Here is a 22,293-nt window from a genome sequence, read left to right on the forward strand (position 1 = left end):
GAACACATGGCAGAACGCATCAACGCCGTCAAGACCAGCTTTTTTGGCAAGGGTGCCATCCGTCTTCTGGGACCGGAGCTTCAGAAGATGGGCATCCGCCGTGCTTTGCTGGTGACGGACCGCTTTCTCTATGATTCCGGTGCCGCTGCCCGGGTCGGTCAGGTACTGTCCGATGCCGGTGTGGAGTACGCCGTGTACTACAATGTGCAGCCCAACCCCACCGTACAGGTGGTGAACGACTGCATTGCCGCAGCCCGTACCCTGCAGGTGCAGCTGCTGGTGGCTCTGGGCGGCGGCAGCGCCATCGATACCGCTAAGGCAACCAGCATCGTGGTGGCCTGCGGCGGTACCGTGGAGCAGTACGAGGGCGAGAACAAGTCCTCCAAGCCCGGCCTGCCCATCGTGGCGGTGAACACCACCGCCGGTACCGGCAGCGAGTGCACCTCCTTCTACATCGTCACCGACCCTGTCCGCCACAGCAAAATGGCCATGGTGGACCCCAACTGCATGGTCAGCATTGCGGTGAACGACACCGACTTCATGTCCTCCATGCCGCCCAAGCTCACCGCAGCCACCGGCATGGACGCGCTGACCCACGCCATCGAGGCGGCGCTTTCCAAAAACGCCAACCCGCTCACGGACAAGGATGCCTACTGGGCCATACAGGCGATCGTGCAGAACCTGCCCCGGGCCGTTGCCAACGGTCAGGATGAAGCCGCCCGCACCATGATGGCCTACGCCGAAAATGTGGCAGGCATGGCTTTCTCCAACGCGGGCCTTGGCATGGTGCATGCGATGGCACACGCGCTGGGCGGACACTACAACCTGCCCCACGGTGTGTGCAATGCGGTGCTGCTGCCCTACGTGCTGGCCTTCAACAGCCGCAGCCCGGTGTGCCGGGAGCGGTTCATGACCATTGCCGCTGCCATGGGCCTGCAGGGCACTTTTACCCCGGACACTGCCGCACCGGCAGTGATCCAGTTTGTCCGTCAGCTCAGTGCAGGCGTGGGCATCCCCGCCAATCTTGCGCAGCTGAACAAGGTGGACCCTGCAGATTTTGCCGCGCTGGCAGAACTTGCCCTGCACGACACCTGCATGTCCACCAACCAGATCACCCCCACCCGCGACGAGGTGGTGGCGGTATATACCGCTGCTTTCCGCGGATAAACTTTGAGACCTCCTCCATTTTCTCCATACCCAAACAAAGCCGCCGCTCTCCCTCTGCAAGGGAAAGCAGCGGCTTTGTGCTGTAAAAGGGGTGATGGGATTGTTTTTAAAGAGGGTTCTGTTATAATAAAATAAAAATGCGGCGCAGAAGTAAGAGGAGAAAGCGATGGAAACAAGAGAAAAACAGGCGTACCTGATAGAAGCACATAAATGTGATGAGATGCTTCTGACCCTGTTGCGGATGCTGGATGTACCGTGGAATGATATATTCATCCACATGGACAGCAAAAATACGGACTACCAGCCGGAAACGGTGGAGTGCCGCATGAAATATGCGAAAGTGTTTCACGCAAAACGGTACAGTGTTGTGTGGGGCGGTGTCAGTCAGGTAAAAGCGGAGCTTGTGCTATTGAAAACAGCAGTGGCCCATGGCCCGTATCAGCATTACCACCTGATCTCCGGTGTGGATCTGCCCATTCAAACACAAGAAGATATCCGTGCATTTTTTGAGGCAAACCCGGACGTGGAATTTGTCCATTTCGACCCGCACCCGTTCAGCCCATTCAACGATGAGCGCGTTTATTACCGGCACTTTTTCCAGAATATCGATCTGCGCCGCCATCCGGTGCTCGGCGTGATCAATGGAATCCTGCTGTCGGGCCAGAAGCTGCTGAAAATAAAGCGCAATCAGGACGTTCACTTCACAAAGGGCAGCAACTGGTTCAGCTGCACTGATGGCTTTGCACGGTATCTGTTGACAAAAGAAGAGTGGGTCCTGCAGGTGCTGGACAAGACCTTTTGCTCGGACGAGTTCTTTGTGCAGACACTGATCGCGCAGTCGCCGTATCAGGATAAGATCTATCAGGGGCCGGGTGATACCAGTGCCCGTGCCATCGATTGGGACAGAGGCAATCCGTGGGTCTGGAAATACGCTGATCTGGAACAGCTGAAAGCATCGCCCTGCATGTTTGCCAGAAAATTTGATATCGAAAAAGAACCGGAGCTTGTGTATGAAATAGAACGCCTGTATGCACCTCATATATAAAAACAGTGCCGGACAGTTTTCAGGCTGTCCGGCACTGTTTTTTACTGTTCATTCTTTTTCGCCAGATCCTTAGTGTACAGGGCACGGGTGGCGTTGAGCACAGCCAGCACCATCACGCCCACATCGGCAAAGATGGCGGTCCACATGCTGGCCATGCCGATCGCGCCCAGCACAAGGCAGGCAAACTTGATGGCCAGTGCAAACACGATGTTCTGGTACACGATGCGTAACGTGCGGCGGGCAATGCGCATGGCCAGTGCGATCTTGGCGGGGTCGTCGTCCATCAGCACCACGTCAGCGGCCTCAATGGCAGCGTCAGAGCCAAGAGCGCCCATTGCAATGCCCACATCGGCACGGGACAGCACCGGGGCATCGTTGATGCCGTCGCCCACAAAGGCAAGGTTCTCTTTGGGCCGCTTTGCGGCGAGCAGCGTTTCGATCTGGTCTACCTTGTCGCCCGGCAGCAGGCCCGCATGGTATTCATCCAGCCCAAGCTCTGCGGAAACGGCCTTTGCAACCGGCTCGGCATCGCCGGTCAGCATCACGGTCTTGCGCACACCGGCATCCTTCAGGCCCCGGATGGCCTGTGAGCTGTGGGGCTTTACCACATCGGCGATCAGCAGATAACCGGCGTACATGCCCTCGATGGCCACATGCACGATGGTGCCGGTCTCGCTGACGGCGGGAGCCTTCAGGCCCAGCTTTTCCATCAGGCGGGCGTTGCCGGCAGCAACGGTCCTGCCGTCCACCTTGGCGGTCACGCCGTGGCCGCCAAGCTCCTGCACATCGGTGACACGGTTCGGATCGATCTCCCTGCCGTAAGCGGCCTTGATGCTGAGGGAGATGGGGTGCTTGGACCAGCTCTCGGCCAGCGCGGCAGCTTCCACCAGCTGCTCCTCGCTGATGCCCTCTGCGGGGTGGATGCCGGTCACTTTAAAGGTGCCCTGGGTCAGGGTGCCGGTCTTGTCGAACACAACGATGCCGGTGCGGGCCAGCTCTTCCAGATAGGTGGAACCCTTGACCAGAATGCCGCAGGCAGATGCACCGCCGATGCCGCCGAAGAAGCTCAGGGGAATGCTGATGACCAGTGCGCAGGGGCAGCTGATAACAAGGAAGGTCAGGGCACGGTAGACCCAGTCACCAAAGCGGGCGGGCTGGCCCATGAGCAGCAGCACGATGGGCGGGATAAAGGCCAGAGCCAATGCGCCATAGCACACGGCGGGGGTGTACACGCGGGCAAAACGGGTGATGAAGTTCTCGGCGCGGGCCTTCTTCATGCTGGAATTTTCCACCAGATCGAGAATTTTGGAAACGGTGGATTCGCCGAATTCCTTGGTGGTCTTTACCTTCAGCAGGCCGGTCATGTTCACGCAGCCGCTGATGACCTCATCGCCGGTCTGCACATCGCGGGGCAGGCTCTCGCCGGTCAGGGCGGCGGTGTTCAGGGCAGAAGCGCCCTCCACGATCACGCCGTCGATGGGCACGCGCTCACCGGGCTGGACCACGATCACGGTGCCGATCTCCACATCGTCCGGGTCCACCTGCTCCAGCCTGCCGTCCTCGCCCTCAATGTTGGCGTAGTCCGGGCGGATGTCCATTAAGCTGGAAATGCTCTGCCGGCTTTTGCCCACAGCCACGCTCTGGAACAGCTCGCCGATCTGGTAGAAGATGATAACGGCACAGCCCTCCACGTAGTCGCCCAGTGCAAATGCACCCACAGTGGCAACGGCCATCAGGAAGCACTCGTCAAAGGGCTGACGGTTCTTGATGCCAAGCAGTGCCTTGCGCAGCACGTCCCAGCCGACCACCAGATACGGGATGCAGTATAGTACCAGCTCCACCGGCGTGGGGAACTGGGGCAAAAGCTTGAGGATGAGCACCAAAATCAGCGCAATGATGATGCGCTGCAGGTTCTTTTTCTGCTTTTTGTTCATACAAAACGCTCCTTTTTGCGGGATCCATGGGCCGCATCACGCTGCGGCGGGCGGGGATTTCAACAACTTTTCCCCATAAAAATGGATATTCCACGGTTTTACCCGTGTTTTCCACACAGTTTTTCAGTCGTAAAAGCGCTTTTCCACGTTTGTTTTACGTCTTTTCCGCAAACGGTGTTGAAAACTGAGTGGAAACTGTTGAAAACTGTCTGATTTTTCAACAGAAAAAGTTATTGCACAACACAATCGCACACAAAGTAAAAAGCATCTGCACATTCGTTTGAGCTCTCAGAAAATCTACGAATTCTTGCTGCAGATGCTTTTTTCTTTAGCGGGCTCGCCCTCTCAGTCAAATCCTTTGGATTTGCCAGCTCTCCCAAAGGGAGAGGTGTCACCGCAGGTGACGGAGAGGGCGAGGCTGTTGATCGTGTGCAGCAACCTGCCGCGCATCAGATGTCAAAGATCTCGCAGTCGTCCTCCACCTTCTTGCAGGCGGCCAGAACGTTCACCATGGTGTCGTGGGGGTCTGCACCTTCAGAGAACTCCACCTTCATCTTCTGGGTCATAAAGCTGACGGTAGCATTTGCCACGCCTGCAACGGTGTTGGCAGCGTCTTCCATCTTCTGAGCGCAGTTTGCGCAGTCCACTTCGATCTTGTAGCTCTTCTTCATAAGTAATACCAGCCTTTCGTTATTCTTCGATATGATCCATCCCCATGGAGAGGATGCTGCGCACATGGTCATCGTCCAGTGCGTAGTAAACGGTTTTGCCCTCGCGCCGGAACCGCACGAGCTTGGAATCCTTGAGCACCCGCAGCTGATGGCTCACCGCCGACTGGCTCAGCTGCACGGCGTTTGCAATGTCCTGCACGCACAGCTCGTTGTCGTGCAGTGCATACAGGATCTTGATGCGGGTGGAGTCGCCGAACACCCGGAACAGGTCGGCCAACTCGTACAGCACCTCGTCGTCCGGCATATCCAAGGCTTCCGGCTGCGGCGCGGGCATTGCTTCCTTTATTTCCGCCATGTTGACATCTCCCTTCGCTGTGGATTCACATGAACGCTTGTTCATGTGTTCATAGTAGCACACGGAATGCTCCTTGTCAAGGCTTTTTTAAAGATTTTCAGCGTCTGCTCTAAATTGATGAAATTTGCCTTAAAACGCAGAAAATTTGCGTTTTTGAATCGCAATAAGGATGCGGATTGGAGGGAAGGCGAAAACAAAAAAGAGGTCGCCGCATGGTCAGTGTCCTCGCCCTCTCCGTCACCTTCGGTGCCACCTCTCCCAAAGAGAGAGGACTTGACAGCCCGTTTGCGCAAAAAGAAAAAGAGAAATTCACAAAAAAGTGCAAAATAGGGTGCGTTCTGGTGCAAAATGTGGTATCTTATAAAGGTGTTCAAAAATAAAATGCGCCATACGGCGCGCAAAAGGAGAGGAAAGTATATGACATTGGAAACCGGTATCCGCGGGGAACAGAGCGTGCTCGTCACCGCAGCCAACACCGCAAAGACCATGGGCAGCGGCACGCTGGAGGTGTTTGCCACCCCGGCACTGGTGGCGCTGGCGGAAAAGACCTGCTGGATGAGCGTGGCCGACGCACTGGGCGAAGGCAATGGCTCGGTGGGCACCAAGCTCGAGCTGGAGCACACCGCCCCCACCCCTGTGGGCATGACCGTGACCTGCGAGAGCGAGCTGGTGGCTGTGGAAGGCCGCAAGCTCACCTTCAAGGTGGCCCTGCACGACGAAAAAGGCCCTGTAGGCGGCGGCATCCACGAACGTTTTGTCATCAACAACGCCAAGTTCGCAGCCAAGGCGGAGGCAAAGAAGGGGTAAAACTCCTTCCGTCATCGCTGCGCGATGCCACCGTTCCCCTTTTTGTCGCTTACACGACATCTTCCCCCGGCCGGGGGAAGTCTTTCTCAATGAGGGAGGCTTTGGCAGTACGGTAAAGTTCCCGGTTTTGCCAAAGGCTCTCTCCTTGGGAGAGCTGGCACCGAAGGTGACTGAGAGGGCGAGGACGCTGACCGAAGAAAACTATTCTTCATCCGTCTGCTCTGTTTGCTCCAATCGGATCGGCGGCGGGTCAGCTTCCAGCAAGTGCTGCTCAGCACGCTTCTGCGCGTCCTGCAAAAGCTGTGCGGCCTGCACGCTGGCCCGGAACAGCTCAAAATACATCGCTTTATAATCCGGCGCGGCGCACACCTCCCTTTGCATTCGATGGGGATAGTTTTTCCTGCGCAAAGAGGGGTATGCATCTCTGGAAATTTGAAAAAAGAGGAATCCGTTATGAAAAACAAGAACCTTTCATGGTTCGCAGCTCTGCTGGTGTTTGCCCTGCTGCTGTGGTGCACAGCGGCAACGCCCGGCAAGATCGCGGACCCGTCCACCTATACCTGTGCGGTGTACAGCACCATCTTTTCGCTGCTGCCGCCGGTGATCGCCATTGTGCTGGCGCTGAACACCAAGGAGGTGTACACCTCCCTGCTGGTGGGCATCGCATCCGGTGCACTGCTATATGCCAACGGCAATCTGGAGCTGGCCATCAACACCCTGTTCTTCAATGAGGACGGCGGCATGGTGGCCAAGCTTTCGGATAGCAGCAACGTGGGCATTTTGGTGTTCCTTGTCATGCTGGGCATCCTTGTGGCCCTGATGAACAAGGCCGGCGGCTCTGCCGCCTTTGGCCGCTGGGCCTCCACCCACATCCACTCCCGGGCCGGTGCGCAGTTTGCCACCCTGCTGCTGGGCGTGATGATCTTTGTGGACGACTACTTCAATTGCCTGACCGTGGGCTCTGTCATGCGCCCCGTCACCGACCGGCAGAAGGTGTCCCGCGCAAAGCTGGCCTACCTGATCGATGCCACCGCAGCACCCGTGTGCATCATTGCGCCGGTGTCCAGCTGGGCAGCTGCGGTCACTTCCAGCGTGCCGGAAGGCTCCGGCATCAACGGCTTTACCATGTTCCTGCGCACCATTCCTTATAACTACTATGCCCTGCTCACCATCGTGATGAGCCTGTTCCTCATCTTCACCGGCACGGACTTTGGCTCCATGAAGCTCAACGAGGACAACGCCAAAAACGGCGACCTGTTTACCACCGCCGACCGTCCCTACGGCAACGATGTGGACGATGGCACTGATACCTGCGGCCATGTTGCAGATCTGCTCGCCCCGGTGCTGGTGCTGATCGTGGCCTGCATCTTCGGCATGATCTACACCGGCGGCTTCTTTGAGGGCGTGGACTTCGTTACCGCCTTTGCGGACTGCAACGCTTCTGCAGGTCTGGTGCTGGGCAGCAGCATTGCCCTGCTGTTCACCTTTGTGTTCTACCGCGTGCGCAATGTGATGACCTTTCAGGACTTTGCCGCCTGCATTCCCGAGGGCTTCAAGGCCATGGTCAGCCCCATGCTGATCCTCTCCCTCGCATGGACCCTGTCCGGCATGACCGGCCTGCTGGGCGCAAAATATTACGTTGCCAACCTGCTGAGTGGCTCTGCTGCAGCGCTGCAGTACATGCTGCCGGTCATCATCTTCCTTGTGGCAGTGTTCCTTGCCTTTGCCACCGGCACGAGCTGGGGCACCTTCTCCATCCTCATCCCCATCGTGTGCCATGCCTTCCCGGAGGGCGAGATGCTGGTCATTTCCATTGCGGCCTGCCTGTCCGGTGCCGTCTGCGGCGACCACTGCTCCCCCATCTCGGACACCACCATCATGGCATCCGCCGGTGCCCACTGCAGCCATGTGAACCATGTGTCCACCCAGCTGCCCTACGCCATTACGGCGGCTTCCTGCGCGGCAGTGTGCTATGTGATTACGGGCATTGCACAGGCTTTCCTTGGCGCAAACGGCAGCCTGTTCACCTCGCTGATCCTGCTGGCCGTTGCCATTGCCGTAGAGCTGGTGGTGCTCAGCGTGATCCGTGTGCGCACGAACAAAAAGGCGGCAGAATAAATTCCTGCCAAAAATTCAGCTGTTTCGCTTTGCGCCGCGGCCAAAACGTGGTATTTTTAAATAAAATGAACTATCGGAGGCACACGACCTATGCTGGAACAGGCATTTCAGGACGTATACACCAAATTCAAGCTGCATTTCTACCAGAACATTTTTCAGCGTTTTGCCACCCGGGAAGCCACGCTGACCACGGTGGAGTCCTTCTGCATGGAGGGCATCATGGCCATGGGCGAACCCACCATTGCGGAGTTTTCCCGCATGATGCAGATCTCCACCCCCAACGCGGCGTATAAGATCGGCAGTCTGGTGAAGAAGGGCTATGTGGAAAAGATCCAGTCCACCACCGACCGGCGCGAGTATCACCTGCGCCCCACCCAGAAGTATATCGATTACTACAACATCAGCTATTCCTACCTGCACACTGTGGTGGAGCGCGCAAGAGAGCGCTTCTCCCCCGAGGACTGTGCAAAGCTGGAGGAGATGCTTACCATTGTGAGCACCGAGCTGATGCCCGAGTTGGATATGCTCAAGAAGGACGAAAAGGCAGAATAAGCAACAAAAGAACTCCCGGACATCCGTCCGGGAGTTCTTTTGTTTCCCCTTACTTCTGCTCTTTATCTACTACCTGGATCTTGCCCTTCTTCCACAGCACATAGGAGGTAAGGATGCCGATGGGCAGCATCACGATGATGAAGATGCCCACAAGGCCGCCCAGCACGGAGCCGTAGCCTGCAAGGCGTGCGGCGAGGGAGAGCACTGTCATGATGATGAGCACCGGCAGCACGCCCTTGATGCCACCCTTGACCACCTTGCTGCCGCTGGCAGAGCTGGCGAACAGACCCAGAGCCATGGAGCCGAACAGGGCCGGCAGCAGCGGGCTCTGGATGATGTCCTTCATGGTTGCCATAAAATGTCCTCCCACTAAATACAGAATGAACGAAAAAAGGCGGGTGTTTTCAGCCCGCCGTCCTTGCGATACGGACAGGATACCGGAAAAGACGGCATCTGTCAAATGAGTATGACGAAAGCGCAACCGGCATTTTAGGGATATTTCAGGAACAGGATCCTGCAAAGAACCTTTACTGCATTAAAATAATAAAGCACTGACCGCGAGCCACTTTGTATCCGTTAAAAATTGCATAAAATTTAAAGAAAAAAACTGTCGTTCTGCCAAAAGCAGTGGGGATACACCTTTGCAAAAGCCGTGAGACCTGTTATAATACAGACATATTCATATCGAGAGAATAGGTTTATCGGCGGCAATGAGGCCAAAGAGGAAACCGGCATCGTATTTTGAGGGAAAGACCAATGGAACATGTAACCGAACAACAATTGACAAGGCGGCAGAGCACCGTATGGCGGGCATTGCGCGCCGCCGCACCGCAGACCATCCCGGTGCTGGCGGGCTATTTTGTGCTGGGGATGGGCTATGGCATTTATGTGCAGTCGCTGGGCCTGCCGGTGTGGATGCCCATGCTCATGGGCACGGTGGTCTACGGCGGTTCGCTGGAATTTGTGCTGGCAAGCCTGCTGCTGAGCGCGTTCTCACCCCTTTCGGCCTTTTTGATGGCGCTGATGATCCAGGCGCGGCATTTGTTCTACGGCCTTGCCATGCTGGAGCGCTACAAGGGCTACGGCCTGCGCAGCTTTTATATGATCTTTGCCATGAGCGATGAGACCTTTTCCATCACCTGTTCGGCCGAGCCGCCGGAAGGGGTGGACAGGGGCTGGTTCATGTTCTTCATCACCCTGCTGGATCAGTGCTACTGGGTGGCCAGTGCCGGTCTTGGCGCGGTGGTGGGCTCGGTGCTGCCCTTCAGCACCGAGGGTGTGGACTTTGTGATGACCGCCATGTTCACGGTGATCTTTCTCAACCAGTGGGAAAAGGACCGGCAGCACTACAGCGCCCTGATCGGCCTTGCCGCCCCATTGGCGTGTCTGGTGTTTTTTGGATCCGGCAGCTTTTTGCTGCCCTCCATGGGATGCATCCTGATCCTGCTGCTGGCCCTGCGTAAACCGATCGAAAAGGCCGAAGGCACTGAAGCAGAAAAAAGCGGCGAGGAGGTGGGCGCATGACCGCAGTCCAGATGGGCCTGACCATTGCAGTGTGCACCGCCGCCACCATGCTCACCCGCTTTCTGCCCTTTGTGGTGTTCTCTTCCAAGGATCAGCAGCCGCCGGAGGTGGTGCGGTATCTGGGCCGGGTGCTGCCTGCCGCCATCTTTGGTATGCTGATCGTCTACTGCCTGAAAAGCGTCACCCCCTTTGCGGGCAGCCGCGGCATTCCGGAGGCCATCGCCCTGCTGGTGACGGTGGGCCTGCACAAGTGGAAGCATGAGACCCTGCTCAGTGTCGCGGGCGGTACGCTGTGCTATGTGCTGCTGGTGCAGCTGGTGTTCTGAAAGAAAAAAGGACACGGCATTGCCGTGTCCTTTTTGCATAGCTGATTTAATGGTAGAAGGTGTCAAAGTTCACCTGACGGTAGAAGCGCTGCTGCAGCTGGTCAAAGCTTTCGCAGTTCTGCGCCAGCAGCCACATACTTTTGGTCACTACGGCCTCGATGGTCATATCGTGGGCTTCCAGAAAGCGGAAGCGGTTCTTCACCCGCTTGCCCACCTCGTAAACGCCCACGTCGCTGCCCTCGTAGGTGACCTGCGTGGTCATGATGAGCACCTTATGGGTGGTCTCGTAGTTGCCCAGGCCTTCGGCAAAGGCATCCATCAGCTGCTGCGGAATGCCGCCCACGCCGAAGCTTTCCACGATAACGCAGTCGTACAGGCGGAAGATCTCCGGGATGAGCGCCGGGGACATGCCCGGGGTCAGCTTGAGCAGGAACACCTTCGGGTCCAGCACACGGCTGAACTCCACCGGGCCGGTGGGCCATGGCGAGGGGATGTACCGCACCAGCCGGTCACCCTGCACCAGCGCCAGCTCCGGGAAGTTGACTGAGGCAAAGGCGTCGTAGCTGATGGTCTTGTTCTTCTTGGCACGAGTGCCCGCAATGACGTGCCCGCCAAACACCACCATTACGCCCCGGCTGCCCGGGTCGATGGCGCAGACCACGCTGTCCCGCAGGTTTTTCTTGGCATCCGTGATCTCGTTGGAGATGGGCTGCTGTGCGCCGGTGAGGATGATGGGCTTGTCCGCGTTCTGAATCAGGTAGGAGAGCGCCGCCGCAGAGTACGCCAGCGTATCCGTGCCGTGGCAGATGATAAAGCCGTCGTACAAAGCGTAGTTTTCCTGAATGGCGCGTGCCATCATCAGCCAGTGCTCCTGCCCAAGGTCGGTGCTGTCAATGCTGCACAGCGCCAGCGTTTTCGGGCAGCACAGTTCTTTCAATTCCGGCAGATGGGCAAGCAGCTCCTCGCTGGTAAGCACGGGTTTTAACCCCTGCTGGGTGCGTACGCTGGCAATGGTGCCGCCGGTGGTAATGAAAAGGATACGTTGCTTGGTCATAAAATAAGCCTCCGTGGCAGAAAATTCAGATGACTGAAACAGTATAACATACTCTTTTCCGCTTGAAAAGCGGCCAGCCGCCGCAAAGCGCAATTTTTGCGACCCGGTCACGGAAATTTTTCAAAAAAAGGTGTATACTGTAGAAAAATGCATCCGAAGGAGGGTTTTCCCATGCCCAGCATCATCATTATAGGTTCCGGCCCGGCGGGCGTATCCGCCGCGCTGTACGCTGTCCGCGCCGGTGTGGATACCACGGTGCTCACCAAAGGCCCCGGTGCGCTGGACCGCGCCGAAAAAATTGAAAACTATTACGGCTTTGCCGAGCCGGTCTCTGGTGCGGAACTGGAACGCCGCAGCATCGAGAATGCAAAGCGCCTTGGTGTGAGATTCGTCACAGCCGAAGCCGTGGGCCTGACCTATACGGATAAACTCACCGTAGAAACAGTGGATAAAAATTACCCGGCGGACGCTGTGATCCTTGCCACGGGTGCATCCCGGGCGGTGCCGCGCATCCCGGGCCTTGCCGGGCTGGAGGGGCACGGCGTGAGCTATTGTGCCGCCTGCGACGCCTTTTTCTACCGTGGAAAGGACGTAGCGGTGCTGGGCAGCGGCGAGTACGCCCTGCACGAGGTGCAGGCTCTGCTGCCGGTGGCAAAAAGCGTTGCCCTGCTGACCAACGGCGCACCGCTGACGGCGGACTTCCCGCCAGAGGTCACAGTCTATCCGCAGGCGGTGGAGGCTGTTCTGGGCGAAACCGTTGTCACCGGCGTGCAGCTGTCAGGCGGTGTGCAGCTGCCTGTCAGCGGTGTATTTGTGGCACTGGGCGTGGCGGGCAGCACCGCACTGGCTAGGAAGATCGGCGCAGAGGTGGACGGGAACCGCATCGTGGTGGACGAAAAAATGCAGACCACCGTGCCCGGCCTGTATGCGGCGGGCGACTGCACCGGCGGCCTTCTGCAGGTGGCAAAGGCCGTGTATGAGGGCGCGCAGGCGGGCACTGAAGCCGCCAAGGCCCTGCGGAAAGGATGAAAAGCAATGTCGGAAACAACAAAGGAACACCGCGATTGTCTGGCCAAAGGTTTTCCCTTCTGGAACGACCTGACACCCGACGAACAGGACATGCTCTGCCGCTACACCCGGCCGGTGCACTACGCAAAGGGGGCAAGGGTGCACAGCCCGCTGGAAAGCTGCGTGGGCATCCTGCTGCTGCGCTCGGGCCAGCTGCGGGCCTACCTGCTCTCGGAGGACGGGCGGGACGTGACGCTCTACCGCCTGTTCGGCGGGGAGGTGTGCATCCTGTCGGCCTCCTGCGTGATGGACTCGGTGAACATCGACCTGTATATTGATGCCGAAGAGGACACCGAGGCCTACTGCATCAGCGCGGGCGTTTTCCGCAGGCTGATGCAGCAGAACGTGCATGTGCGCTGCTACGCCTATCAGATGACGGCGGAGCGCTTTTCCGACAGTATGTGGACCATGCAGCAGGTGCTGTTCATGAGCGCAGACCGCAGGCTTGCCATTTTTCTTACCGATGAGCTGGCCAAGACCGGCGGCGACGAGGTACGCATGACCCACGACCAGATGGCAAAATACATGGGGTCTGCCCGCGAGGTGGTGAGCCGGATGCTGAAATACTTTGCGCAGGAGGGCTGGGTGCGGCTGTTCCGGGGCGGCGTGCAGGTGCTGGACAGGAAAAAGCTGCAGCAGCTGGCAAGAGGACAATAACAAAAAAGGGACGATGTGAACATCACATCGTCCCTTTTTGGGTCATAGGTTATCCTTTGCAGCCCTGTTCTTCCCAGTCGCCGAAGTCACTGGCTTCGGCGATCTTGGTGGGATCGAATTTTCCGCTCTCGTCTTTGGGAGCAACGGCGGGGCCTGCTTCCACAGGGTTCTGGTTGGGAGCTTCCGGGTCGAACACCGGCTTCTCGCCGCCCTCTGCGGGTGCCGCCGGGGCAGAGGCTTCTTCGGCGGGCTGGGCAGCAGCTGCCGCTTCTTCGGCAGGAGCTTCCGGCGCAGCTTCTTCTGCAGCCTTTTCGTTGGCAGCATCGGAGGCTTTGGTTTCCGCTTCGGCGTAGGCTTCGGCAGTCTTGGCGGCTTCCTCAGCGTTCTGCTCGGCGTCCTCCGGGAACTCTACTTCCTCCACATGGAGCGGGTCTTTCTGGTTCAGGATCTTGTCCAGTGCCACAATGGCAGCACCGGTAACGGCCACAGCAGCGGCCGTGCCAAGGATACGAAACAGTGTTTTCATGCCGGGACCTCCTTGAAAGATCAGATCAAGAGAATGTTACCACATCGTTCAGCGGCTTTTCGGCAGGCTCCACCGAAATGGCGGTCAGCACCGGGCCTTTGCCGCGGTAGATGTTATGGAACTTGTAGCCTACCTTTGCGGTCACCCGCACCCATGCGCGCTGCTCCAGCGCCTTGTAGCCATCGTAGCTGCAGGGGAAGCCAACGAACTGGATGTCCTGCACGCAGCAGGTCATGGCGAAACGGCCCGGCACGAAGCTGTTCTTGCCGGCACGGTTGGTCTGGCACACCTGTGCAAGGAATTTGACCGTTTTGCCGGTATACTTCTGGGGCTCGTCCTGACAGTCCATGTACCAGATGCCGAAATCGTCATCCGGAATGTCGATGATGTCCGCGTTGATGTCAAAGGGCAGCGGATCAGGGATATCGTCGTAGGCCACGCTGCCGTCGGCAAACTCGTAGGCGATATCGCACTTGCGGGAAGCCTGACGCACCAGCTTGTGCAGCTCCTGACGGGCGGCATCGTTGTTCACGGCCTCAGCGCGGTTGAACACGATCAGCTCACTGCGGGCGATCTTGTCCAGCAGCAGGCTGCGCATGGAGTTGTCGCGGGCGTAGGTCAGGGCGGTGGTGCCGTCAGCGGTGGCGATGCACTGGTACACGATCCAGCTCTCGGGCAGAGCCTCGGCCAGATCCTGCAGCAGCCACATGCCGTTGTACTCAATGACCACACGGCCTGCACCGGATTCCTTTTCCAGCTTGAGCAGATTCTGCGGGTTCAGCTCGGCCTTGTCCTCCAGCACCTTGACGGTCACGCCGGGAAAGGCGAACTTTTTGGGATTATACTCTTCTTCGCCCTCTTCGCAGATCAGCAGCAGGGTCTTGTCGCCGGAGTCGAAGTTGGGGTCTTCAAAGGTCTCCTGAATGAATTTGGTCTTGCCGCTTTCCAGAAAGCCCACAAACAGGTAGACCGGAATTTCTTTTGCCATAGGAATGGTTTCTCCTTAAAAAATCATTATCCAATCAGGCTCCCTCTCTGAGGGAGCTGGCAAACCCGTTAGGGTTTGACTGAAGGAGTTCAGCAGCCGAACAGCTCTGCAATGGCCTTTTCGTTCAGCTTGGAGCCGATCACGACCAGCTTGCCGCCCACATCTGCACCGCGGGCACGCACTTCCCATTCGCCGGGCACATAGTCGAACTCCAGCCAGCCGTCTGCGCCGCCGTTCACGATGCCCTTGCTGCGCAGGATCATGCCGTAATTGCCGGTATCCAGCTCGGTGAGGGCGTGCTCCACTTCTGCCTTGGTGAACTTGCGGGCCGTCTCAACGCCCCAGCTGGTGAATACCTCGTCGGCATCGTGGTCATGATGATGGTGGTGATGGCCGCAGCAGCAGTGGCCGTCATGGTCGTGATGATGCTCGTGCTCGTCCTCATCATCGTCATCATCGTGGTCGTGATGGTGGCCGCAGCAGCAATGGTCGTGGTCGTCATGATCGTGGTGATGATGGTGCTCGTGCTCATCGTGGTCATCATCTTCATCGTGATCGTGGTGATGCTCGTGCTCGTCCTCGTCGTCATCATCGTGGTCGTGATGATGGCCGCAGCTGCACACACCGTTCTCGTCATCGTGGTGATGATGGTGGTGATGCTCTTCTTCCTCGTCCTCGTGGGAGTGCTCCTCATTGGCCTTTGCAGCCATGGCGATCAGCTCTGCCTTGAAGTCGTCCTTGGTGGACATGGCCTTCAGGATCTGCTCACCGGTCAGCTCGTCCCATGCGGTGGTCACGATGGTAGCGGTGGGGTTCTTCTCGCGCAGCATGGCGACCGCAGCGGCGATCTTCTCTTCGCTGGCGGTCTGGGTGCGGCTGAGCAGGATGCAGCTTGCGTGGCTGATCTGGTCATCGTAGAACTCGCCGAAGTTCTTCATATACATCTTGACTTTGTTCACATCGGCCACGGTGACAAAGCTGTTCAGCTGCACATCCAGATGCTCAGCCACGCCTTCCACAGCGCGGGTCACATCGGAGAGCTTGCCCACGCCGGAGGGCTCGATGACGATGCGGTCGGGGTGGTACTGCTCCACCACCTGCTGCAGGGCGGTGCGGAAGTCGCCCACCAGAGAGCAGCAGATGCAGCCGGCGTTCAGCTCGTTGATCTGGATGCCGCTTTCCTTCAGAAAGCCGCCGTCAATGCCGATCTCGCCGAACTCGTTCTCGATCAGCACTACCTGCTGGCCGGCAAAGGCCTCTTTGATGAGCTTTTTGATCAGGGTAGTTTTACCGGCACCAAGGAAGCCGGAGAAAATATCGATTTTGGTCATGATTCAATTGCCTCTTTCTTCGAATAGCACACAGAGCCGCAGAGTGCTGGCTCAAAAAACTTACACTCCTATTATAACAAGGCTGTCAATGGGAAAACGGCCTTTTTCAAGAAAAAATTGTAACTTTTTTTGCAAATTGGCGGCATTTTGAGGGAGAACGAACTCCCTCAGTCAAAACCTGACGGTTTTGCTGAGAGGACGCCAACCCTCTCAGGCTCACTGCGTTCGCCAGCCGTTCCCCTTTCTGGCTTCGCCATCTTCCCCCGGCCGGGGGAAGTCGTTCCACTCAGGGGGAGCTTTTTGTTTTCTGAAGGTCGGCACGAATAAAGCTCCCCCTTTCGGGGGAGCTGGCAAAGCCGCAAGGCTTTGACTGAGAGGGTCCAGCCAGCGAGGATGCTCTCCGGCAGCGGAGGTCATTCCAAACCGTCCCGCCCCTGCATTGCAATCTTTTTCCCGGAATGATACAATAAGGCCAAACAGAAATGCACCGCTGCCGGGCTTTCCGGTGAGAGAAAAGGAAGCAAATCATATGAGCATGAATACCGTTCCAGAGCGCCTTGCCGCTCTGCGTGCCGCCATGGCTGCAAACGGCGTGGCCGTTTATCTGATCCCTGTGGGTGATCCCCACGCCAGCGAATACCTGCCCTGCCATTACACCAGCCTGACCTGGTTCTCCGGGTTCCACGGTGAGAACTCCAACTTCGTGGTCACCCGCACCGAGAGCGCCCTGTGGGCCGACGGCCGTTATTTTGTGCAGGCCGAGAAGGAAATTGCGGGTACCGAGATCAAGCTGCAGCGCATGGGGGAACCCGGCGTGCCCACCGTGGAGGAATACTGCGCAAATGCCCTGAATGAGGGCGAAGCACTGGGCCTGTGCGGCCTGACCGCCAGCACGGCCCTCGTGAACGACCTGAAAAAGGCACTGGAAAAGAAGGGCGCTTCCATCAAGACCCTGAACCTTGAGGACGAGCTGTGGACGGAGGGCCGCCCTGCCCTGCCGGATACCCCAGCGTGGATCCTGCCGAAGGAATATGCGGGCTTCTCCCCGGCGGAAAAGCTGGATCAGCTGCGCAGCAAGCTCAAGGAGCTGGGCTGCACCGCTCAGTTTGTGGGCAAGCTGGATAATCTGGCATGGCTTTTGAACCTGCGCGCCATGGACATTGAGTGCACTCCCTATGCCATGGCCTACTGCTATGTGACCCCCAGCCGCGCGGTACTCTTCATCAACACGGCCCGCGTCACCCCGGAGGCAAAGGCAGAGCTGGAAGCCAACGGCATCACGCTGGCGGAGTACGACGATGTGCTGAAGTTCCTCGCTGCTGAGACGGAACCCCAGACCGTGCTGGCCGAGTGCTCCACGGTGAACTACGCCGTGTATCAGGTGCTGGAGCAGAACCCTGCCCTCACCGTGAAGGACGGCACCGACCCGCTGCTGATGATGAAGGGCGTGAAGAACGAAACGGAGCTTGCCCACACAAAGCAGGCCCATATCCGGGACGCTGTGGCCATGGTGCGGTTCCAGATCGAGCTGGAAAGCCGCCTTGCTGCCGGTGAGATCCTGACCGAGCTGACGGTGGATGAAATTCTGCACAAGTACCGCAGTGCGGACGATAAATTCCTTGTGGAAAGCTTTGGCACCATTGCGGCCTACGGCGGCAACGCAGCCATGATGCACTACCACGCCACCCCGGAAGATCACGCTGTGCTGGAAAAGAAGGGCTTTCTGCTGGTGGACAGCGGTGCCACCTACATGGACGGCACCACCGACATCACCCGCACCTACCCGCTTGGCCCGCTGACCGAGGACGAAAAGCGCTTCTACACATGGACTCTGCAGAGCCACATCGACCTTGCCAAGGCCGTCTGGCTGGATTACTGCGAGTGTAAGATGATCGACACCATTGCCCGGGAACCGCTGTGGCGGCACCTCATCAACTACCGCTGCGGCACCGGTCACAGCGTCAGCTTTGTGGGCAACGTGCACGAAGGCCCCCATGCCCTGAACAGCCGCAACACCACCCGGATGCGTCCCGGCATGGTGGTCACCGACGAGCCGGGCGTTTACGAGACCGATCTGGTGGGCATCCGCATCGAGAACGAGCTGGTGTGCGTGCACAAGGCAGATAACCAGTACGGTACCTTCCTTGGTTTTGAACCGCTGATGTTCGTGCCCATTGCCACCTCTCCCATCCTGCCCGGTGTGCTGGATAAGGACGAGATCGCATGGCTGAACGATTACCACCGTCAGGTGTTTGCAAAGCTGGCACCGCACCTGAACGACGAAGAGCGCAGCTGGCTGGCGGAGAAGTGTGCCGCCATCGGCTGCTGAGAAAGCGCAAAAAACACCCGGAGCCGTGCAGGAGCCAGAGCGGCTCTCGGCGGCAGCCGGGTGCTTTTTATAGGGTCACAGCTTGCAGCAGTGCGTCTGTGGGGTGTCCAGCGGCGGAAGAGTGAACTCGTTTTCGCCAAAGGGCGAACGCAGGATGGCCGCCCGCGTTTCCGGGTAGATGCCAAGTTCGGTGTAGATGTCCCGGTACAGGAGCATCACCCGCCGCCGCAGCGAAAGGATGTCGGCGGTGGTCACTCTGGAGTGGGAGACGCTCTGGCCGTTCTGCAGGTAGTAATAGCCGATGTCCGGGATGGAAACGGCAGTGTGCACGAAACGCAGATATTCGGTGTTGAACAGCTGATCCTCCGCAAACAATTCTTTGCGGAAATGGAGACTGTGCTTCCGCAGGAGGTCACGGCGGTAGAGCTTGTTGCAGGGACTGCCATAGTAGAAGGTGTTCGGTTTCTGGATCAGATGCTTTGCGTACTCCTGTCCGGTGTACACCCCGGCAGGCAGATAGCCATAGGCCCGGGTGCGGGGCGGATTGCGCTGGAGCACATGCTGCAGCGCCTTTTCCCATGGGCGGATGTGCTCCACATAGTTTTCCGGGTACACCATCCAGAAGGGCGCGATCACAAGATCGGCGGTGTGGGCCTCGGCGGCGGAGACCAGCTTTTCCGTAAAATCGGGGGCCAGCCAGTCGTCGCTGTCCACAAACTGGATGTATTTGCCGTGGGCCAGCGCAATGCCCTGATTGCGGGTATCCGCTGCGCCGGTGTTGGTTTTATCCACCAGTGCAATGCGGTGGTCGCTGGCGGCAAGGGCGCGGCAGACGGCAAGGGTGTCGTCGGTGGAGCCATCGTTCAGCAGCAGGATCTCAATGCTTTTATAAGTCTGGGCGCAAATGCTTTTGACACAGCGGGCAATGCACCCGGCAGTGTTGTACATGGGCACGATGATGCTTACAAGGGGAAATTCCATAGGTTCTCCTTTTCTCAGATGCGGCTGTGGGTGCGGGCAAATGCGTCGGAAAGCTTCTGCACCGGGCCGTTGGGCAGAGGGCTTTCAAACAGGCTCAGATAGATGCCGTGCAGCCGCAGGCGGAATTTATCGTACACGCCCAGCTGGATGCACAGTTCCTTGTAGGTGTGGTACATCCGGCTGCGGTGGCGCAGCATGTCCGCCGCGCTCACCTGCGTATGGCATACGCTCTGCGGGTTCTGGATGTAGCAGTAGGCGGCTTCGTCGATGGCGGCAAACCGCTGTGCCACCTGCAGATACCGGGTGTTGAACAGCTGGTCCTCGGCGTATACCACATGCTCGAACCGGATGTGCGCCATCTGGATGAGATCCCGGCGGTAGAGCTTGTTCCAGAGCACGCCGTAGTAAAAGGCAGCGGCATTGCCGGTGAGCTGCCACAGGTAATCCACCTTGTTGTACACCCCGGCGGGCAGCAGGCTGTACTCCCGGGTGTCATAGCCGCCATCCTTGCGGGGCACCATCATCCGGTAGGGAGCCAGCACAAGGTCGGCATGGCTGCGCTGCATAGCAGCCACCAGGTTTGCGGTGCAGCCCGGCAGCAGGTGATCGTCGCTGTCCGCAAACTGGATGTATTCGCCGTGGGCAAGGGCAAGGCCGCAGCTGCGGGTGTCTGCTGCGCCGGTGTTGGGCTTGTCCACCACACGGATGCGGCTGTCGGCGGCAGCAAGCTTCCGGCAGACAGCAAGGGTGTCGTCGGTGGAGCCGTCGTTCAGCAGAAGGATCTCAAGCTCCGGGTAGCTCTGGGATGTGATGCTCTCCACACAGCGGGAGATGAAGCCCGCCGCGTTATAGGCGGGCACAATAACGCTGACAAGCGGCTGCGGCATGGCGGGTCCCTCCGTTTTTTCTTTTTTCGATGCAGCAAAGTTTTATTTATCATACTCCAGCCCTGCGCAAAAATCAAGGCGGGCGGCTGGCGGAAAGGAGAATGTGAGATGGTATTTCACATTGCGGTATGCAGCCCGGACGCGGCCTTGCGCAGCGGGCTGGAACGCCAGTGCATGGAATATTTTGCCCGGCGGCAGGATGCGTGCATCGTGCAGCAGCTGCCGGATGCAGATGCGCTGCTGCGCCGGGACACCGAGGGAGAACGGTTTGACCTGTATCTCATCGAGCTGGGCGCTGTAGCGGCCCCGGCAGGGCTTTCGGCGGCTGCGGAGCTGCGCCGCCGGGGCCGCAGGGCTCCGCTGGCCTTTGCGGCCCGCACACCGGCCCACGCCTACAGTGCTTTCCGGGTGGATGCCATGCAGTATCTGCTTCTGCCGGTGCACCAGCAGGAGCTTTCGGCCCTGCTTGCCCGCGCCACAGAGCCGGAGTACGGCCCGGCAATGACCGTTGTCACCGCCGAAGGCCTGCGGGCGCTGGCCTATGCGCAGATCGAATATCTGGAGTGCACCCACCATGTGGTGCACTTCCATCTGCTCAGCGGCGAGGATGTGGTGTCCCTTTCGCTGCGGGTGTCCTTTGCCGAGGTAGCAAAGCCGCTGCTGGAAGACGGGCGTTTTTTGCAGCCGCACCGCTCCTATGTGGTCAATCTGGCGGCGGCACAGCTGCTGACGGCGGGCGAGCTGCAGATGTGCAGCGGTGCGCGCATCCCCATCCCGCGCGGACGGGAGGGTGCAGTGCGCGAAGCCTTCCGCAGCTGGATCGACCGGTAAAAGGGCAAACAAAAAAGAGCCGCTTTCACGGCTCTTTTTTTCGTGCCCGGAGATCAGGCATCGGGTTCGGTTTTGTGTTTCTTTTCCTTGTCGGAAGCATCCAGAACACCAAAGCCCCAGTGGTTGGCCATGTCCATGATGATCTTCTGGGGAGAACCGGAGGGATAGGCGTTCTCGGAGAACGCGGTCAGGAATTTATACAGCTGCGGCTGCACTTGATCGTACAGGCCCAGCTTTGTGTACAGCTCCTTGTAATAGCGGAACACCTGCAGTTTGTTCTGCACGATGGAAGCCAGATTGATCTGGGTGTGGCAGATGCTCTGGGGGTTCTGCACATAGTGGTAGCCCGCTTTGGAAATGGATACGAAAACATTGGCGTACAAAATGTATTCCAGGTTGAAAACCAGGTCTTCGGCCCAGCGCACCTCGCTGGTGAACTGAAGATGATGGTCTGCCAGAATATCCCGGCGGTAGAGCTTGTTCCACAGCACGCTGTAGAAGAAGGATGCGGGCTTCTCCATCAGGCGCAGGGCAAAGGTATCGCGGTCGTAGATGCCCTCGGGCAGGAAGCCGTATTCACGGATATCATCAGGCTTTTTCTCGGTATCGATGCCAAGGTTTTCCTGCAGGTTTTCCAGTGCCTGCGTGGCCTTGGAAGAGTTGGCGGGAATCACCATCCAGTAAGGTGCAATGACCAGATCGGCGTTGTTCGCTTCGGCGGCAGTCACCAGCCGCTCGGTAAAATCAGGGTCGAGATAATCGTCGCTGTCCACAAACTGCACATACTTGCCCCTTGCAAGGGACATGCCGCAGTTGCGGGTCTCCGACACACCGGAATTGGATTTGTCCACCAGAACGATGCGGGGGTCCTTTTCACGGAATTGCTCACAGATGGAAAAGCTTTCGTCCCGGGACCCGTCGTTGACCAGAATGACCTCGATATCCTTCCATGTCTGGGCACAAATGCTCTCCAGACAGCGGGCAACACTATTCTGCACGTTGTACACAGGCACGATAATGCTGACGAGTGGGTTGTTCATGACGGAAGGTCTCCTCTTTACGGATATTATACCTTTATATTGAAAATCACAGAGTGTATTCTCACAAATGAGGACACTTCCCCCTTGGGGCAGTCCTATTTA

23 protein-coding genes are annotated in these 22,293 nt (G+C 58.1%); 12 read left to right on the forward strand and 11 right to left on the reverse strand.

What is annotated here, in order from left to right:
* Positions 1-6 precede the first annotated feature (6 nt).
* Both QZL71_RS00105 and QZL71_RS00110 read left to right on the forward strand, forming a co-directional pair.
* Positions 7-1,167, forward strand: coding sequence for an iron-containing alcohol dehydrogenase (locus QZL71_RS00105; protein WP_294647243.1), 1,161 nt, complete (start codon positions 7-9; stop codon positions 1,165-1,167).
* A 166-nt stretch (positions 1,168-1,333) separates the two neighbouring features.
* The gene (locus QZL71_RS00110) at positions 1,334-2,212 is read left to right on the forward strand and encodes a beta-1,6-N-acetylglucosaminyltransferase (protein ID WP_294647245.1); all 879 of its coding nucleotides are present in this window, start codon (positions 1,334-1,336) and stop codon (positions 2,210-2,212) included.
* A gap of 41 nt (positions 2,213-2,253) precedes the next feature.
* Here the strand turns inward: QZL71_RS00110 and QZL71_RS00115 are convergent, their stop codons facing one another.
* From QZL71_RS00115 to QZL71_RS00125, 3 genes are all read right to left on the reverse strand, one after another.
* A complete protein-coding gene (locus QZL71_RS00115) occupies positions 2,254-4,146 on the reverse strand; it encodes a heavy metal translocating P-type ATPase (RefSeq protein ID WP_294647247.1) in 1,893 nt (630 codons plus the stop codon).
* Positions 4,147-4,595: 449 nt separating this feature from the next.
* Complete coding sequence (locus tag QZL71_RS00120; protein WP_005940491.1) at positions 4,596-4,817, reverse strand: cation transporter; 222 nt, start codon at positions 4,815-4,817, stop codon at positions 4,596-4,598.
* A gap of 19 nt (positions 4,818-4,836) precedes the next feature.
* Entirely contained in the window at positions 4,837-5,172 is a 336-nt protein-coding gene (locus QZL71_RS00125) for an ArsR/SmtB family transcription factor (protein ID WP_044953513.1), read from the reverse strand.
* A 212-nt stretch (positions 5,173-5,384) separates the two neighbouring features.
* Between QZL71_RS00125 and QZL71_RS00130 the strand changes: the two genes are divergently transcribed.
* From QZL71_RS00130 to QZL71_RS00145, 4 genes are all read left to right on the forward strand, one after another.
* Positions 5,385-5,552 carry a hypothetical protein gene (locus QZL71_RS00130; protein WP_294647248.1) on the forward strand — a complete coding sequence of 56 codons (168 nt, stop codon included), beginning with the start codon at positions 5,385-5,387 and terminating at the stop codon, positions 5,550-5,552.
* Between the two features lie 37 nt (positions 5,553-5,589).
* Positions 5,590-5,979 carry a thioesterase family protein gene (locus QZL71_RS00135; protein ID WP_294647250.1) on the forward strand — a complete coding sequence of 130 codons (390 nt, stop codon included), beginning with the start codon at positions 5,590-5,592 and terminating at the stop codon, positions 5,977-5,979.
* Positions 5,980-6,432: 453 nt separating this feature from the next.
* Entirely contained in the window at positions 6,433-8,097 is a 1,665-nt protein-coding gene (locus QZL71_RS00140) for a Na+/H+ antiporter NhaC family protein (RefSeq protein WP_154260099.1), read from the forward strand.
* 90 nt (positions 8,098-8,187) lie between these two features.
* Positions 8,188-8,649 carry a MarR family winged helix-turn-helix transcriptional regulator gene (locus QZL71_RS00145; RefSeq protein ID WP_005943797.1) on the forward strand — a complete coding sequence of 154 codons (462 nt, stop codon included), beginning with the start codon at positions 8,188-8,190 and terminating at the stop codon, positions 8,647-8,649.
* A 49-nt stretch (positions 8,650-8,698) separates the two neighbouring features.
* Here QZL71_RS00145 and QZL71_RS00150 read toward each other — a convergent pair whose 3' ends face one another.
* The gene (locus QZL71_RS00150) at positions 8,699-9,004 is read right to left on the reverse strand and encodes a hypothetical protein (protein WP_005943794.1); all 306 of its coding nucleotides are present in this window, start codon (positions 9,002-9,004) and stop codon (positions 8,699-8,701) included.
* Positions 9,005-9,405: 401 nt separating this feature from the next.
* Between QZL71_RS00150 and QZL71_RS00155 the strand changes: the two genes are divergently transcribed.
* The gene (locus QZL71_RS00155) at positions 9,406-10,173 is read left to right on the forward strand and encodes an AzlC family ABC transporter permease (protein WP_005943789.1); all 768 of its coding nucleotides are present in this window, start codon (positions 9,406-9,408) and stop codon (positions 10,171-10,173) included.
* Positions 10,170-10,499: a branched-chain amino acid transporter permease gene (locus tag QZL71_RS00160; RefSeq protein ID WP_005943786.1), complete on the forward strand. Its 330-nt coding sequence runs from the start codon at positions 10,170-10,172 to the stop codon at positions 10,497-10,499. The genes QZL71_RS00155 and QZL71_RS00160 overlap by 4 nt, the downstream gene beginning before the upstream one ends.
* Before the next feature lie 46 nt (positions 10,500-10,545).
* Here QZL71_RS00160 and QZL71_RS00165 read toward each other — a convergent pair whose 3' ends face one another.
* Positions 10,546-11,553: an asparaginase gene (locus tag QZL71_RS00165; protein WP_097774541.1), complete on the reverse strand. Its 1,008-nt coding sequence runs from the start codon at positions 11,551-11,553 to the stop codon at positions 10,546-10,548.
* Between the two features lie 171 nt (positions 11,554-11,724).
* Between QZL71_RS00165 and QZL71_RS00170 the strand changes: the two genes are divergently transcribed.
* Positions 11,725-12,582, forward strand: coding sequence for an NAD(P)/FAD-dependent oxidoreductase (locus QZL71_RS00170; RefSeq protein ID WP_294647252.1), 858 nt, complete (start codon positions 11,725-11,727; stop codon positions 12,580-12,582).
* 6 nt (positions 12,583-12,588) lie between these two features.
* Entirely contained in the window at positions 12,589-13,278 is a 690-nt protein-coding gene (locus QZL71_RS00175; protein ID WP_097781127.1) for a Crp/Fnr family transcriptional regulator, read from the forward strand.
* Between the two features lie 49 nt (positions 13,279-13,327).
* Here the strand turns inward: QZL71_RS00175 and QZL71_RS00180 are convergent, their stop codons facing one another.
* From QZL71_RS00180 to QZL71_RS00190, 3 genes are all read right to left on the reverse strand, one after another.
* Positions 13,328-13,804 (reverse strand): hypothetical protein, encoded by a 477-nt coding sequence (locus QZL71_RS00180; RefSeq protein ID WP_154260092.1) that lies wholly within the window; start codon positions 13,802-13,804, stop codon positions 13,328-13,330.
* A gap of 25 nt (positions 13,805-13,829) precedes the next feature.
* A complete protein-coding gene (locus tag QZL71_RS00185; RefSeq protein WP_005943770.1) occupies positions 13,830-14,792 on the reverse strand; it encodes a TIGR03943 family putative permease subunit in 963 nt (320 codons plus the stop codon).
* A gap of 89 nt (positions 14,793-14,881) precedes the next feature.
* A complete protein-coding gene (locus tag QZL71_RS00190; protein WP_294647254.1) occupies positions 14,882-16,123 on the reverse strand; it encodes a CobW family GTP-binding protein in 1,242 nt (413 codons plus the stop codon).
* 529 nt (positions 16,124-16,652) lie between these two features.
* Between QZL71_RS00190 and QZL71_RS00195 the strand changes: the two genes are divergently transcribed.
* Positions 16,653-18,452 carry an aminopeptidase P family protein gene (locus QZL71_RS00195; RefSeq protein WP_294647256.1) on the forward strand — a complete coding sequence of 600 codons (1,800 nt, stop codon included), beginning with the start codon at positions 16,653-16,655 and terminating at the stop codon, positions 18,450-18,452.
* Positions 18,453-18,527: 75 nt separating this feature from the next.
* On the opposite strand, the gene QZL71_RS00200 is transcribed toward QZL71_RS00195, so the two are convergent.
* A complete protein-coding gene (locus QZL71_RS00200) occupies positions 18,528-19,433 on the reverse strand; it encodes a glycosyltransferase family 2 protein (protein ID WP_291012500.1) in 906 nt (301 codons plus the stop codon).
* A 14-nt stretch (positions 19,434-19,447) separates the two neighbouring features.
* Positions 19,448-20,320, reverse strand: coding sequence for a glycosyltransferase family 2 protein (locus tag QZL71_RS00205; protein WP_097774548.1), 873 nt, complete (start codon positions 20,318-20,320; stop codon positions 19,448-19,450).
* Between the two features lie 108 nt (positions 20,321-20,428).
* Between QZL71_RS00205 and QZL71_RS00210 the strand changes: the two genes are divergently transcribed.
* Positions 20,429-21,151, forward strand: coding sequence for a LytR/AlgR family response regulator transcription factor (locus tag QZL71_RS00210; RefSeq protein ID WP_154255750.1), 723 nt, complete (start codon positions 20,429-20,431; stop codon positions 21,149-21,151).
* 53 nt (positions 21,152-21,204) lie between these two features.
* On the opposite strand, the gene QZL71_RS00215 is transcribed toward QZL71_RS00210, so the two are convergent.
* The gene (locus tag QZL71_RS00215) at positions 21,205-22,191 is read right to left on the reverse strand and encodes a glycosyltransferase (protein WP_154260086.1); all 987 of its coding nucleotides are present in this window, start codon (positions 22,189-22,191) and stop codon (positions 21,205-21,207) included.
* Positions 22,192-22,293 lie beyond the last annotated feature (102 nt).

Source organism: uncultured Faecalibacterium sp., from assembly GCF_900066275.1.
GTDB classification, from domain to species: Bacteria; Bacillota; Clostridia; order Oscillospirales; family Ruminococcaceae; genus Faecalibacterium; species Faecalibacterium taiwanense.

Coding starts and splice junctions, on each gene's coding strand:
- QZL71_RS00105 (WP_294647243.1), top strand. CDS start 7: ATGGCAGAACGCATCAACGCCGTCAAGACCAGCTTTTTTGGCAAGGGT.
- QZL71_RS00110 (WP_294647245.1), top strand. CDS start 1,334: ATGGAAACAAGAGAAAAACAGGCGTACCTGATAGAAGCACATAAATGT.
- QZL71_RS00115 (WP_294647247.1), bottom strand. CDS start 4,146: ATGAACAAAAAGCAGAAAAAGAACCTGCAGCGCATCATCATTGCGCTG.
- QZL71_RS00120 (WP_005940491.1), bottom strand. CDS start 4,817: ATGAAGAAGAGCTACAAGATCGAAGTGGACTGCGCAAACTGCGCTCAG.
- QZL71_RS00125 (WP_044953513.1), bottom strand. CDS start 5,172: ATGGCGGAAATAAAGGAAGCAATGCCCGCGCCGCAGCCGGAAGCCTTG.
- QZL71_RS00130 (WP_294647248.1), top strand. CDS start 5,385: ATGGTCAGTGTCCTCGCCCTCTCCGTCACCTTCGGTGCCACCTCTCCC.
- QZL71_RS00135 (WP_294647250.1), top strand. CDS start 5,590: ATGACATTGGAAACCGGTATCCGCGGGGAACAGAGCGTGCTCGTCACC.
- QZL71_RS00140 (WP_154260099.1), top strand. CDS start 6,433: ATGAAAAACAAGAACCTTTCATGGTTCGCAGCTCTGCTGGTGTTTGCC.
- QZL71_RS00145 (WP_005943797.1), top strand. CDS start 8,188: ATGCTGGAACAGGCATTTCAGGACGTATACACCAAATTCAAGCTGCAT.
- QZL71_RS00150 (WP_005943794.1), bottom strand. CDS start 9,004: ATGGCAACCATGAAGGACATCATCCAGAGCCCGCTGCTGCCGGCCCTG.
- QZL71_RS00155 (WP_005943789.1), top strand. CDS start 9,406: ATGGAACATGTAACCGAACAACAATTGACAAGGCGGCAGAGCACCGTA.
- QZL71_RS00160 (WP_005943786.1), top strand. CDS start 10,170: ATGACCGCAGTCCAGATGGGCCTGACCATTGCAGTGTGCACCGCCGCC.
- QZL71_RS00165 (WP_097774541.1), bottom strand. CDS start 11,553: ATGACCAAGCAACGTATCCTTTTCATTACCACCGGCGGCACCATTGCC.
- QZL71_RS00170 (WP_294647252.1), top strand. CDS start 11,725: ATGCCCAGCATCATCATTATAGGTTCCGGCCCGGCGGGCGTATCCGCC.
- QZL71_RS00175 (WP_097781127.1), top strand. CDS start 12,589: ATGTCGGAAACAACAAAGGAACACCGCGATTGTCTGGCCAAAGGTTTT.
- QZL71_RS00180 (WP_154260092.1), bottom strand. CDS start 13,804: ATGAAAACACTGTTTCGTATCCTTGGCACGGCCGCTGCTGTGGCCGTT.
- QZL71_RS00185 (WP_005943770.1), bottom strand. CDS start 14,792: ATGGCAAAAGAAATTCCGGTCTACCTGTTTGTGGGCTTTCTGGAAAGC.
- QZL71_RS00190 (WP_294647254.1), bottom strand. CDS start 16,123: ATGACCAAAATCGATATTTTCTCCGGCTTCCTTGGTGCCGGTAAAACT.
- QZL71_RS00195 (WP_294647256.1), top strand. CDS start 16,653: ATGAGCATGAATACCGTTCCAGAGCGCCTTGCCGCTCTGCGTGCCGCC.
- QZL71_RS00200 (WP_291012500.1), bottom strand. CDS start 19,433: ATGGAATTTCCCCTTGTAAGCATCATCGTGCCCATGTACAACACTGCC.
- QZL71_RS00205 (WP_097774548.1), bottom strand. CDS start 20,320: ATGCCGCAGCCGCTTGTCAGCGTTATTGTGCCCGCCTATAACGCGGCG.
- QZL71_RS00210 (WP_154255750.1), top strand. CDS start 20,429: ATGGTATTTCACATTGCGGTATGCAGCCCGGACGCGGCCTTGCGCAGC.
- QZL71_RS00215 (WP_154260086.1), bottom strand. CDS start 22,191: ATGAACAACCCACTCGTCAGCATTATCGTGCCTGTGTACAACGTGCAG.